The organism is Prevotella sp. HJM029, assembly GCF_000599605.1.
Classification (GTDB): Bacteria; Bacteroidota; Bacteroidia; order Bacteroidales; family Bacteroidaceae; genus Prevotella.
Genome location: NZ_AZHT01000044.1, coordinates 1 through 13,044 on the forward strand (window position 1 = coordinate 1; position 13,044 = coordinate 13,044).

General features: G+C 47.3%; 11 protein-coding genes. 1 reads left to right on the forward strand and 10 read right to left on the reverse strand.

What is annotated here, in order from left to right:
• Positions 1 to 706: 706 nt before the first annotated feature.
• The 7 genes from X919_RS0104185 to X919_RS16465 form a co-directional block, all read right to left on the reverse strand.
• Complete coding sequence (locus tag X919_RS0104185; protein WP_028899145.1) at positions 707 to 1,648, reverse strand: NHL repeat-containing protein; 942 nt, start codon at positions 1,646 to 1,648, stop codon at positions 707 to 709.
• Positions 1,649 to 1,681: 33 nt separating this feature from the next.
• A complete protein-coding gene (locus X919_RS0104190; RefSeq protein ID WP_036916957.1) occupies positions 1,682 to 2,863 on the reverse strand; it encodes a porin in 1,182 nt (393 codons plus the stop codon).
• A gap of 80 nt (positions 2,864 to 2,943) precedes the next feature.
• On the reverse strand, positions 2,944 to 4,344 hold the full coding sequence (gene pgtP / locus X919_RS0104195) for a phosphoglycerate transporter protein PgtP (protein WP_028899147.1): 1,401 nt from the start codon (positions 4,342 to 4,344) through the stop codon (positions 2,944 to 2,946).
• Positions 4,345 to 5,208: 864 nt separating this feature from the next.
• Complete coding sequence (glpC, locus tag X919_RS0104200; RefSeq protein WP_028899148.1) at positions 5,209 to 6,459, reverse strand: anaerobic glycerol-3-phosphate dehydrogenase subunit GlpC; 1,251 nt, start codon at positions 6,457 to 6,459, stop codon at positions 5,209 to 5,211.
• A gap of 5 nt (positions 6,460 to 6,464) precedes the next feature.
• Complete coding sequence (gene glpB / locus X919_RS0104205; protein ID WP_028899149.1) at positions 6,465 to 7,706, reverse strand: glycerol-3-phosphate dehydrogenase subunit GlpB; 1,242 nt, start codon at positions 7,704 to 7,706, stop codon at positions 6,465 to 6,467.
• Entirely contained in the window at positions 7,703 to 9,340 is a 1,638-nt protein-coding gene (gene glpA, locus X919_RS0104210) for an anaerobic glycerol-3-phosphate dehydrogenase subunit A (protein WP_028899150.1), read from the reverse strand. Before glpA ends, glpB begins: the two co-directional genes overlap by 4 nt.
• Before the next feature lie 10 nt (positions 9,341 to 9,350).
• On the reverse strand, positions 9,351 to 9,506 hold the full coding sequence (locus X919_RS16465; protein WP_155949658.1) for a hypothetical protein: 156 nt from the start codon (positions 9,504 to 9,506) through the stop codon (positions 9,351 to 9,353).
• 135 nt (positions 9,507 to 9,641) lie between these two features.
• Here X919_RS16465 and X919_RS0104220 point away from each other — a divergent pair, with 135 nt between their 5' ends.
• Positions 9,642 to 10,421 carry a DeoR/GlpR family DNA-binding transcription regulator gene (locus X919_RS0104220; protein ID WP_028899151.1) on the forward strand — a complete coding sequence of 260 codons (780 nt, stop codon included), beginning with the start codon at positions 9,642 to 9,644 and terminating at the stop codon, positions 10,419 to 10,421.
• Positions 10,422 to 10,521: 100 nt separating this feature from the next.
• On the opposite strand, the gene X919_RS0104225 is transcribed toward X919_RS0104220, so the two are convergent.
• From X919_RS0104225 to X919_RS0104230, 3 genes are read right to left on the reverse strand one after another with little or no spacing between them, the layout of a single operon-like run.
• Positions 10,522 to 12,057: a sulfatase gene (locus X919_RS0104225; protein ID WP_028899152.1), complete on the reverse strand. Its 1,536-nt coding sequence runs from the start codon at positions 12,055 to 12,057 to the stop codon at positions 10,522 to 10,524.
• Positions 12,058 to 12,061: 4 nt separating this feature from the next.
• Entirely contained in the window at positions 12,062 to 12,265 is a 204-nt protein-coding gene (locus tag X919_RS15920) for a hypothetical protein (protein WP_081759405.1), read from the reverse strand.
• Positions 12,266 to 12,294: 29 nt separating this feature from the next.
• A complete protein-coding gene (locus tag X919_RS0104230) occupies positions 12,295 to 12,786 on the reverse strand; it encodes a transposase (protein ID WP_028899153.1) in 492 nt (163 codons plus the stop codon).
• Positions 12,787 to 13,044: the final 258 nt, after the last annotated feature.

Here is a 13,044-nt window from a genome sequence, read left to right on the forward strand (position 1 = left end):
CAGTGCATGCGGGAGCCGTGTATGCCCGCTTCCTAAATTCCATTCGTTTCATTACTGTTTGTTTTTATATTTATTCCTGTTTATATTCGCTTTTGAAAAGTACACAAACACCAATCCCTCACCAAGACATCTTAAAGAGTCCTCAGTGAAAGTCTTTGCTTTTGCAACTTGCAACCAGATATTAAGCGCGCTGCGCGTGTATAAAATAGTGGTGTTGAGTGGTTGATAGATAGAATGTGTGTGTGTGTGTGTGTGTTTACACAATTATTTGGATTAACCAAATTAATTGTGCTAAAAAATACAATATGTTGATTCTTTACTATCATTATCATACACACAGTCGTGAACACTACGATGAAAAAACAATTCGGCGGCAAAGGTAATACTTTTTTATTTTATTCGTGATGAATAATGCCATAAAAATTACATCGTGATGAAAATTAGAAGTAAAATGCATCAAAAAGAGTGATATAGCACAGGCTATTACAGCATTTTTCAAATGTTTAGAATAGGCTTTGCATCATAAAAGCATCCCTTTCGCCTTCACGAAAGGGGTGCTTTCACAAAAAAGGGCGGCGCAGCAAATGCTGCAACGCGCCCATTTTTAATTTGGTATACCGCTATCAACAGCGGTGAGAGATATGAAAAGAGGCAGGCGACAAAGTGTGATAACAAGGGAATTGCTCTGCGCCTGCCGTGGATGGGTTTACTTTATTTTCTCATAAACATAGAGTTCGTGCACCTCACCCGTGTAGCCTTCTTCTACAAAAGGACCAATGGGCATGCCCAACAAGATCTGGTTGCCGCGGTTGTTGAGCACCACAAGATCGTCGTTGGTGGGGTCGATAGAAAGACCTTCAATCTCACCTGCACGGCGGAAGTCGCCCATTTCGCGGAACAATTCCAAACGACCAGCCATGGCTCCAGCAGCCACCTTGCCAGGTTTCTTCACGGCTTTGAAGTTTTCTACGGTCACTTGCGTGCCATCTTTGAGGCCTGTGTAAGGCACATTCGACACGTCGGCTACATAGATGTTGTCGGCAATGCCAAAGGTTGACTCGCCATCATCGGCTGCAAAGAGCATCTTTCCATCGGCAATGAAAATGCCTTGGCACCAATAAGGGCATGGACGACACTGCATCTTGGTGTAGTATTTGCCTGTTTCGAGGCTGTAACAATACACATAACGGCTGTCAACCCAGTCGCTCATCCACACCAAATTCTTCTCACGGTCGATGGCCAAACCCGAGCATTCTACCTGTCCTGACTCAGCAACCCATGGAATAGTGCGCTTCCATTTCAATGTTTTTGCATCGTAAACATCAATTGAGATGTTGTGACCTTGTCCAAATTCAAACTTCTCATTGCCGGTGTAGATTTCACCATTGAAGATGTCGATGTCGCCAAAGTGGTTGGCTTTTGTGGGGTCTTTAAATGGGTTATCATTCTTCATGATGAGGTTGCCCTGCTTGTCATATTTATACAACGCGCGGGTGTCCGACACATAATAATAATCCTTATCAATGGCTATGCCTTGACGTCCAGCCACAGGAATAACTTTCTTTAAACGGTATTGTGAACCGAGATGTTGTGCTTGTGCGGCCAAAGCGAAACAAACGGCCGCAAGGATTACAGAAAACTTTTTCATGTTGATATTGTTTTAATGAGTAAATATGAACGTTTAAAATTTATACATGGCCATCAACTGCACCTGACTTGAGCCACGGTGACCATTGTTGGATGCTACCTTTGCTGCAGTGGTATAGATGGAATAGCCATAGTTGGCCTGCAGCTTGAGGTTCTTAAAGATGCAATAAGATACGCCGAGTAACACACGATCGTAGTTGTTGAGGGTGGTCTTGTTGACATTATCGCGATACATGTCGTAGCGCACTACGGGCAACCAATCGCCCACATGATAGGCAGCCAAGACATAAGCGCCATCTTCTTTCACGGCACTTCCTGCCTGCATGTGACCATATTCGGCACGCAAATCTAAGCCCATGGGATCGTTATACCATGCCCCGAGCATGAAACGATTCATGCTTTTATATTTGGTTCCTGCAGGAGCAGCACTCGCTCCACCAGGAAGATTCTCTGCAGCATATTCACCATAGTTATAAGTTCCTTTGATGCTGATGAGCTTTGTGGGATGGAAAGTGAGGGCACCAATCACATCTTTCGACTTGTTGTTGTCGTCTTTCATCGGCATGTTTCCGTTGGACAACGACAAATCGTAGTGCAAATAGTGGAAACCCTTCTCTGCATTGGGGAACAATTCACCAAATACCATCACACCCAAGTCGCGGCCATAGTCCACAAGATTATAGGAGATGGGGTTGCGGCATACCATGCGATAACAGATGTTAGAGAAGTCGATGGTTTCAAGAGAAGAGGGAGAACAATCGTAGTTTTCAAAGCCTAAAGGCAGATAATACTGTCCGGCACGAATCTTTACGGCGTCAGAAATCTTGGCGGTTGCAAAGGCATCCATCACCTGGATGTTCTTTTGTCCGTTGCCATTGCGCGAACCTGCAATGCCATTAAAAGCTTCAATCTGCAAACGGAACGTCACATTGTCAATGACTTTTCCATCCATCAACAAACGTAAACGCTTGGCTTGAAACGAAGAAGAGCCTTTTCCCTGGTCGGTATAGTTCCAACCGGTTTGCAAATAGCCCGAGATTTTGGGTAACCTTGCTAAAATCTGTTCCATCGTCGATGGACTCTCGGCCTGCTGTGTTGCAGTGGCTTCAGTTGTTTTTACTTCGGTAGGTTCAGTACCCACAACGTCATTGGCATGCGCCAAAGCGGGAGTAAGTGCCATCATCAGGGCACATGAAGAAATGAACTGTTTCATCATTACTGGTTTTAGTTGATATATAAATAATTGATAGAATATACTTTTACAAGCCACGAAGACTGTTTCTTAAATACGTTGTTTTATTTCTTTTCTGCGCTGTTTTGCTTCTCAACCAAATATTGTTCCTCGCGATAGGTGAGCCCCATAAAGAGTACAGATAGGCCACAGGCTACAATCAAAAGAATGAAAGTCCAGTCCCATCCGGCAGTGTCGGCCACATAACCAATCACAATATTCGCCAACAAAGCGGTACCAAGCACATAGCCCATGAAGCCCGTTAGGCCGGCAGCGGTGCCTGCTGCGTTCTTAGGTGCTAAGTCTAAAGCCTGCACACCAATCAACATCACCGGGCCATAGATAAAGAAACCAATGGCAATCAAACAGCCTACAACGATATTTACGTTGTCAAGGTTCTGCCAATACACCACGATAGCGATAGCCACTAAGGCCATAAAGATAATCGTTGGCAAGGCTCTGCGACCATGGAAGAAGCGATCTGACAACCAACCGCAAATGATTGTGCCGGGAATAGCCGCCATTTCATAGGCAAAATAAGCCCATCCTGCGCTCTTAATGTCAACGCCTTTATCGGTTAATATTGTGGGTGCCCAGTCCAAACATCCATAGCGAACCATATAGACAAAGGCGTTGGCAAAGGCGATATACCATAAGAATTTGTTGCCCAATACCACCTTGAATATCTCTTTGGTTGACAGCACTTCTTCGGCCTTTTCATTATAATTTTTCGAGGCAACGCCACTCCATTTTTCGATAGATGACAGCCCACACGATTGCGGTGTATCGCGAATCATGAGATAAGCTACGATGGCAATGAGCACCGCTACGGCTGCAGGGAAGGCATAAGTACCAATCAAAAAGTAACGCTTTTCATCGGCTCCATAGAACCATGAGCCAAACCACAACGCACCATATACGGCCATTGGCCCCACAAGGGCACCACCAACATTGTGCGCACAGTTCCAAAACGACATCCAAGTGCCACGCTCTTTAATCGAGAACCAGTGGGTCATCACACGCCCACACGGAGGCCATCCCATGCCATTAAACCATCCTACAAGGAAGTTTAGCGCTGCCATCAGCACAATAGCCAATGACTTATGCTCCGCACCAATCCATTGAATCGGCACAATCATAAACAACATTGAAATGGCAGCCATCGTCAATCCCAACGGAAGGAATGCACGTGCATTGCTCCGATCGGATATGCTGGCCATGATAAACTTAGAAAAGCCATAGGCAATAGCGTTCATAGAGAGCACTACGCCCAATTCACCTTTCTCAAAACCAAAGTCGGCCAACATCGGGATGGCCATCGAAAAGTTCTTACGAACGATGTAAAATCCTGCATATCCAATAAAGATACCCAAGAAAACTTGCCAACGCAAACGCTTGTATTTCGCGTCGGCTTCAGGTCCAGTCTGTTCTGTTTTATAGGCTGGCGGTGTCAAAAGTCTCCACATATTATAAATTGTTTATTCGTATGCGATTGTTAAAAGAAAACCAACTTATCATGTCCTCACGCTAAAACCACGTACCATACACATACCTTGCACATACCTTGGGAAGCGATTATGCTGTGAAAAGTAAAAGGCTTCAAGCGAAAGCTAAATTCAACCCATCAAAAACAGGTTATCATTACCTAATACTTACATTTCAAAATCAGTTCGCGTTCAATTCGAAACAAAGATAGGTTTTATTTCATTATGCTTCTTTTATTCTTAACGTTTATTATTAGTTTTAACATCTTATGCCGAAAAATATATAATCTTACACCCTCTATTGACCAAAAAACACCTTCACACGCTATGCTATAAGCCTACAAAACGTAAGTAAAAGCCATATCTTGTATTTCATTACTTGTTGCATCATTCCTATGATGCCAGCAGCACACACCAAAGAATTTTCTTTTCATTTTCCACCTCAAGCAAGCATCTTTCAAGGGTTCTCACTTCTAAGATGTAGCGATATGCTGCGGGCTTAACAAGCCTTTGCTAAGAAGTCTTCGTCCGCTCCGTTGCATAAGATTCTTCCTTTTTTCTATATTTATACAACTATCGCACAAAATTATAGAAATAAAAAGACATGTACAATACCCACTTATAGGCATTTCCATGGCATGAGCATGTAGGATTTCCCTTTTGAAGGCGACCTTATCACTTATCCAAGTCCTGTTCACCACGCACCATGTGCTGCCACATATGAATGGGGTGAGCACCAACTGCTCACCCCACGCTTTACACCTAAGTCCTTGCTTTACCTCAAGGTTGAGCAAGTTTTCTGCTACATAAAGCCTGATATTCCTTTATGCGATGCCCCCATGCACACTATTGTGCATTGCATTTTTTCGTTTCTTCCACATCAATCGCGTCAGCTAAGATGCTAATGGGATTTTTAACCAAGTGCGAAGTCGACATTTCTATCTGCCATTTGCACGTCTCACACTCCGTAGCCACATAGTCAGGATTGACGGATTCTATTTGCTTAAAGAGACTCGAGCCAATCTTTTGCGAGCGTTCATAGTTCTCTTTTTTAAAGCCATAGGTGCCCGCGATGCCGCAACACTGACTCTCTAACATCATAAAGTCGAGGCCCGGAATCATCTGCAGCAAACGAACAGAATAAGGAACCCAGCCCATTCGTTCCATGTGACAGGCAGTGTGGTAGGCAATTTTTTGTTTGAAATCCTTGCGAAAGACAAGTTTAATCTCTCCAGCATCTACCTTTTGGCAGAGCCAACGCAAGGCCAACATCAAATGATCGCGCACGTCGGCATTGTCGATGTGCAACAAATGTTGGTATTCATCGCGCATGGTGAGCGTGCAAGTAGAGCTCACGGTGAGCACAGGTTCCTCGCGTTTCACAGCTTCGCGCATCGCGTTTATATTCACTTCGCCCTGCTTTTTAGCCTGCCCCGATAGTCCATTGGCAATCAACGCCACACCACAACATTTCTCTTTCGACAACAAACGCACCCCATAACCGCAGGCATTCATCAGCTTCACCAAATCCTTACTCAACTGAGGATAGTTGTAATTGGCATAACACCCATGGAAAAAGGTTACAAACCGATGATACTGTTCTTGCTCGTGAGCATGCTTCTTATACCATTGTTCAAAGGTTTGGAAAGCATAAGAGGGGAACGTGCGATGTTTGTCAATGCCCATCACGCTGTGCAACACTGCTTTCATGGGCTTCAATCCCAAAGCAAAATTGGTTAAAGGTGCAAAAGTATGTGCCAGCGTACCCACGAAATCGGTGTTGGCTAACATGCGATCACGCAGGCTGGGCGTGTGCGTACTGTAATCAATTCGCGCCGCTTGAATGAGGTCTCCTACCAGCACATGCTCGGGACAAGCCACCTCACAACGCTTGCAATTCAAGCATAATTTCAGGGCTTCATTAAAATATTCTGCACCTTTTAAGCGGTAACGCTCTTGATCGGGACCCGCTTGTTTGGGCCCAGGATATTGAGGTTCCACGGCCGACACTGGGCAATAAACTGTACAGATGGAGCATTTCAGACACTGCTCAAAATTCAATTTGCTTTTGCTTTCTATTTGTGTAGCTTCTACCATCGCTTTTATTTCTTTAGAATATTGTGGGCAACTTGCAATGCGGTGAGCATAGAGACACCCGTACCATCGGCCAATTTGAACGCATTATGACCGCTAAGAATAGAGCCTGCCGCATATAAATTGGTTTGAACACGTCCCTCACGGCTCACTAAAAATTGAGAATCGGTGTGCACACCAAACTTCATATAAGGCTGTTCGTCATAGACATAGGCCGCAGTCCAGGCCGAACGATCCTGTACGGCATCAACATCGGCATGGAAAATGGGCTCATAGACTTCGTTGTAATTGCTCTTTAAACCACGACTTTGGAATGAACCCGAAGCCAAAACGAAATGATCGGCATAGAGTTTCTCCTCGACCATCTTCTCGGTCTGTACGGCTACGAGACGATTGTCCTCGAAAACACCTGCACAAACCGTATCGCTCAACACATACAAACCGCCTAACTGCTGGAAATATTGACGCAACTTAGTTTGGATATGTACACCTGGAACCGAAGGCGGCATGGTGGAAACATAGTGCAATGCATGCCGAACATGCTGCTGAAGGTGCGTTCTGACAGCGTCATCGGCTAAGCCTAACACCGACGGAAGCAGCAACACCTCACCTTGAACGGAGAGGGCATTGAGCGCCTGTGCCACCTCTTCTAACCCCGTTTCATCGGCCAATACCTTCGCAATGTTTGTTGCCCGCATCTCAGAAGGACTCTTTCGTGCCTCTTCTAACGCTTTCGTTGTGAAAGTTTGCACATCAACCGCCACGCCCATGCGCTGCAAGTTGGCACTCAAAAAGGCTACAGGCATATCCAAGAAACCGGCGATGTTGGCAATGGTTACACGCTTCCAAGGCAACGTTTCGGGCGTTGTGCTTTGCACGAGTCCGTCCATTGTGAGCCAAGCGGGTTTGTTGACGCCGATGGGTGAAAGCCGATAGTGGTTGGCTTCTGCACTGCCTTTCATCACAAGGCCTGCCGCATCGAGCAGCGATTTAGCCTCTTTTACCAAGCAATCTATTGCATTTAGCTTGTGAAAAGGGTGCATATTACTGAGTAAAGGGATAGCTTTTAAGGGCGCATCTACCAAGTTTCCATTTTCGTCATAGCCCAACAACTCGAGCGAACCCGAATTGAAATGCAACGTGCTTTGCCCTGCATTGATGATGGCAACGCGTTGCTTTTGCTGGGCTAAAGCGATGCCACAAGTGAGCCCTGACAGCCCTCCACCGATGATAATTGTATCAAATTTCATTTTGCAACCTCCTTCTTTTCGTCTGCCACCTGATTAAATCCGCAAAGACTCTCATAAATCATGCCCGTGAGTTGTGCCTCGTTCAGTGTGTCACCCCACGCCACAGGGCGCATGCCTTTCCAACGTTCGGCCATGAAAGCCGTTAAATCCTGCATGCCTTTCTGTGCGGGAGTGTCGGCCACTTCGCACAACACATTGGCACCACGGCAGGCACATAGTTCGCCTTGGCAAGTGCCCATGCCAAGCCGTGTGCGACGACGTAAATTAATAATATGGTGTACATGCAACTGTTCCACAGCGAATTTCACTTCGCCGACGGTCACATTCTCGCACTCACAAACCAAGGCTTTATCTTCAATAGCTTGCTGACGAATGTGCGAAGTCATCGTGCCATGCCTTCCTTCCATCACCCGTTGACTATATTCATAGCTCGTCTTGCTGGTCTTTTCAGTGAGCACCGAGGTTTCAAAACCAGGCAAAGGTGTGGTAGCCGTTTCGCATTTCTTGTCGATGCCCAACTTTTTGCAGGCCAAATCGGTAGCCAACTCGGCCATCATGCGGTAGGTCATCATCTTGCCTCCCGTGATGGTGATGAACCCTTTGAGGCCATCGCGCGTCTCATGATCGAGCAAAACGATGCCACGACTGATGCTTCTTCCCGACGGATCGTTGTCGGCTGCCACCAAAGGACGCACACCCGTGTAAGCGCGAAGAATGCGCGTTGATGCCAAAGCGGGTGCCAACTTCTCGCCCTCCTTAATCAAGATGTCCACTTCTTCGGGCGTCACTTGCAGATCGTCAACCGTTTCAAAAGGCACGCGATCACTGGTGGTTCCAATGACACAAACGGTATCATCGGGCACAAGAATATCGGCATTGGCGGGCTTTCGGCAACGATTGATCACCATTTGGTTGACCCGATGGCCAAAGATAAGCAACGTACCTTTCGCCGGGAACATGTTAACGCCCACACCAGCCATGACAGAAAGCTGATGACCCCAGATGCCGGCGGCGTTGATAACGAGCTGAGCACGTTGCTCAAACACTTCACCTGTGAGGTTGTTACGCAACCGAACGCCCTTCATTTCACCATTTTCCACCACGAAACCCATCACTTCATGATAAGTCAAAGCATCGGCACCATGACGACGGGCATCAAGCACATTGGCCACAGTAAGGCGGAAAGGGTCGATGGAAGCATCGGGAACACGCACGGCACCCGTGAGTGAAGGGTTCACCGATGGCTCGATACGGCGTGCCTCTTCGGGCGAGATGATGTCGGCACGAATGCCGGCTTCTCGGCAAGCGGCTACAAACGTGGCCTGATAATTGAGGTCATCTTCGGGCAGCGTAATGAATAAACCGTCTGTCTCATCCACACAATGTCGGGCGATTTTTCGCAGAATCATGTTCTCAACAATGCACTCTCTTGCCGACTCTTTATCGGTAACAGCATAGCGGGCACCACTATGGAGCAGACCATGATTGCGACCAGTTGCACCATTGGTGAAGTCAAACTTTTCGACCAGCAGCACTTTTAACCCACGCATCGCACAATCTCTTGCTGTGCCTGCGCCTGTAATTCCGCCACCAATCACAATGACATCATAAGTTTGTTCTTTACGCTTTTCCATTCGATAGCTTTTATTTTTTCGTATCTCTATTTTGCATTGCAGCTATATTTGAAGCATTCAAACTTGCAAAACGAAACACTTTTATGTTCTTTCGAAGCAAAGATAAAAGATATTTAGTTACGCTATCTTTTTTGTTAGTGTTTTTTAAGAAAATAATCCGTTTCATATTTCACTCTTGTTACGAAAAGAGCTACGACGAGCTACATTGTTAATAATCTGTTAATCTTTTCGTTTTGAAACTATGCCTTTCAGAAATTCATTATTTTTGTAAAGAACAAAAAACAAATTATTTTCGCACAACATGACAAAAGAGGAAAGACATAACGCCATTTTGGAGCAACTAATCAAGACAGATGCTATCTTAGTGTCGGACTTATCAGACAGATTAGCAGTTTCTTCGGTCACCATTCGTAAAGATTTAACGGAATTAGAAAAGGCAGGGAAGCTCTATCGCAGCCATGGGAAAGCCATTGCCATCAACCCTTTTACAGGCAATCGCACCGTGAACGAGAAAGAAAAGCTCTATCCTGAGGAGAAATATAACATCGGAATGGAAGCGGCAAAGTTTATCGAACCCAACGATTCGATTATCCTTGCATCGGGAACAACCATCCACGCCTTTGCCCATTGCATCAACCCCACGCATAAGCTCACGGTGGTTTCGGCATCGCTACAGGCCTCCATCGCCCTCTCGCAGGAGGACAATATCGACATCATTCAGTTGGGAGGCATGCTGCGTCACAGCAGCGAATCGGTTGTGGGCGAATATAGTGAAAGCATTCTCAACGGCTGTTCGTTTAGCAAATTGTTCATGGGCGTTGATGGTATCGACCTCGATTTCGGCTTCACTACGACCGACATGCGCGAGGCACATCTCAACCAACAGATGATGAAGGCTGCACAAAAAACCATCGTTCTAGCCGATGCATCGAAGTTTGGCCGACGCGGATTTGCCAAAATCAGCAACATGGAAGACGTGGATGTCATCATCACCGACGCGCACATCAAGCCCATGGATAGGCAGCGCATTGAAGAATTGGGCATCGAACTGGTGATTGTGGGCGAGCCAACTTTGAGATAACGTCACCAGAAGTTACCACAAACAAGAAATCCTTCTCACCAACGCCGATAACAACGGGGATGAGAAGGATTTTTTTTACGCTGTTGATGACAACCAACGTTCATTCATCAGGCCACGGGAAAGGCTGTCCTGTGACCGCTGAACACGGGCGTTGCGCCTGCATGTCGCGCAATCGTTTGCCCAAGAGCGCAGCCAATTCGCGCACTTTTTGAGGTTGCTGGGCAGCCAAATCGTGCTCTTCGCCCACGTCGTCGGGCAGACGATAAAGTTCCTTTTGCCCAGTCTTATAATTGTAAATGAGTTTCCAGTCGCCCAGCCGAATGGCGCAATTCAAGTTAATACCAGCCCCTTTGCCATCCCAGATGTTCGGAAAATTCCACACCAACGGGCGTACTCTCGTTGGCTTTTGCGGCGCACACAGCAACGGAACGAGCGATTGTCCGTCGAGCGTTTGCGGCACCTTGGCCTGCCGAATGCCCGCCATTTCGAGCAGCGTGGGATAAAGATCCTCGATGATGATGGGCGTTTTGTTGCGTGTATTTGCAGCCACTTTGCGCGGCCACCGCACGATGAACGGCACCCGAATGCCACCCTCATACAACGACCCTTTGCCACTTTTGAGCGGCGCATTCTGCGTGTCGGGCGGGCCTTCGCGCCACGCTTGCGACGCCGCCAGCCCACCATTGTCGCTCATGAAGATGAGAATGGTGCGCTCGGCCTCACCATTCGCTTCCAACCAGCGCATCACATCGCCCAAACTCTTGTCCATCCCCGCAATCAACGCCGCATAAGCCGCCGCCTTGTCAGACAGCCCTTTGCGCACATATTGCGGATAAAAACGCATATCCTTGTCGATGGGAATGTGCAAAGCATAGTGCGACAGATACAAATAAAACGGCTGCCCATAGCGCTTCGCCTTGTCCAACGCCCGCAAAGCCTCCTGCGTCAGCGCCTCGGTGGCAAACGTTCCCGTGCCCCAATAGCGCTCCAAACCGGGGATGGCGTTGAGTGCCAAAGGCCGTCCGTCGCGCGAATGACCATAGTTTCGTTCACTCAGATAGGTCGCCAAACCACCCGCCGCACTGCCCGTGATGTTGACTTCGAAACCAAAATGGCACGGATTTTCGCCCGGCGTGTCTATCGCTCCCCAATGCGCCTTGCCGCAATGAATGGTGTGGTAGCCCGCATGCCTCAGCAGTTGCACAAACGAAAGGGCCTGCGTCGTGCGCTCCACCCCACCGCACTGCGCGATGCCATTGCAATTCCAATCGGGCAAAACCACGCCCTCCTCCTGCCCATCCGTCGGCTTGTCGCGCTGCAAAGTCCAGTTCGTCACCCTGTGCCGCGCCATATTCATGCCCGTCATCAGGCTGCACCGCGACGGCGAACTCACCGGAGCCGCATAGGCATCGGTAAACAACATGCCCGACTGGGCCAAACGTTCCATGTTGGGCGTGTCGTACATGCGGTTGTAATCCGTCACCACCTCCGCAAAAGGCACCGACGTGTCTTGCCACCCCATGTCGTCCACCATGAACAAAATAATATTGGGTCGGCGCGCCTGCTGTTGTGCATAGAGCGGCCCGATGCCCGCCAAAGCCATGCCTACCACTACACTCATCCGTTGTTTCTTCATTTCATCACCGTTTAGGACCTCGCAAAGATAAGCAAAAGAAACGAATTGCGACCGATTCAGCCCATGGAAAACGCCACACCAACGAGCGCCTACACACACGCATCATCCACCCAAACGACATCAACCGTTTGCGCGTAATCCACCCAAACGAAACCGTAGGGGCGGTGCCTGTGTGCCCGCCCGAACGTTCGCGCAGCGGCGTTTCCATACGAATGTTTTCATATACAAAACTACTATTCACCTCATATAAAATTTGTCTTCATGCCACCGTCGAGGATTATCAAAAATATAATTTTGTATCATTTCATACTCCTGTACATTACGGACAACACGATCCCAATAGCTACGCTGCCACAACCGCTCATCGAAAGGCTCTGAATTGTGCTGCTTCACTTGTTTTATATATGCATTGGTTGTCATCGTTTTAAACCATCTCACTATATCTGCCACAGATGCTCCATTATCCATTTTCAACAGCAAGCAATGAAAATGATTGGGCATCACAACCGACACACCACATTCTATATTGTTAAACTTATGTTCTAATTCAGCATACCAATAAGCTAACATTTCTCCCGCGGCATTCCGTATCATCTCTCCATCCACAATTTCCCCGAAACAGTGATGATGACGGTGTGTACAAATAGTGATGAAATAGGCGCCGCCCAATGTATAATCATAATTTTGCCAGCGCATGCGATGCCGTTGTGGGAAATGTCGATTAATCATACCAATTATTTCTATGTGCAATAATATAACAATCACGCAAGCTGATACACGTATGCTTCGATATTTTTTTTATCCTCAGTGAGTACGGTAAAACATAGAAAATTATATTTGAAATGGTAGGGGCAACATCCGCGTGCAACACCCCAACGAAACCGTAGGGGCGGTGCCTGCGTGCCCGCCCGAACGTCCGCGCAGCGGCGTTTCCATACCAAAAATACACGCATTGTGCGCGGGGGATGAACGACGAATGCGCCCTTG

What these genes read in the sequence shown, in the direction of transcription:
- X919_RS0104185 (WP_028899145.1), bottom strand. Translation starts at nt 1,648, where the DNA reads ATGAAAAAGTTTTCTGTAATCCTTGCGGCCGTTTGTTTCGCTTTGGCC.
- X919_RS0104190 (WP_036916957.1), bottom strand. Translation starts at nt 2,863, where the DNA reads ATGATGAAACAGTTCATTTCTTCATGTGCCCTGATGATGGCACTTACT.
- pgtP (WP_028899147.1), bottom strand. Translation starts at nt 4,344, where the DNA reads ATGTGGAGACTTTTGACACCGCCAGCCTATAAAACAGAACAGACTGGA.
- glpC (WP_028899148.1), bottom strand. Translation starts at nt 6,459, where the DNA reads ATGGTAGAAGCTACACAAATAGAAAGCAAAAGCAAATTGAATTTTGAG.
- glpB (WP_028899149.1), bottom strand. Translation starts at nt 7,706, where the DNA reads ATGAAATTTGATACAATTATCATCGGTGGAGGGCTGTCAGGGCTCACT.
- glpA (WP_028899150.1), bottom strand. Translation starts at nt 9,340, where the DNA reads ATGGAAAAGCGTAAAGAACAAACTTATGATGTCATTGTGATTGGTGGC.
- X919_RS16465 (WP_155949658.1), bottom strand. Translation starts at nt 9,506, where the DNA reads ATGAAACGGATTATTTTCTTAAAAAACACTAACAAAAAAGATAGCGTA.
- X919_RS0104220 (WP_028899151.1), top strand. Translation starts at nt 9,642, where the DNA reads ATGACAAAAGAGGAAAGACATAACGCCATTTTGGAGCAACTAATCAAG.
- X919_RS0104225 (WP_028899152.1), bottom strand. Translation starts at nt 12,057, where the DNA reads ATGAAGAAACAACGGATGAGTGTAGTGGTAGGCATGGCTTTGGCGGGC.
- X919_RS15920 (WP_081759405.1), bottom strand. Translation starts at nt 12,265, where the DNA reads ATGGAAACGCCGCTGCGCGAACGTTCGGGCGGGCACACAGGCACCGCC.
- X919_RS0104230 (WP_028899153.1), bottom strand. Translation starts at nt 12,786, where the DNA reads ATGATTAATCGACATTTCCCACAACGGCATCGCATGCGCTGGCAAAAT.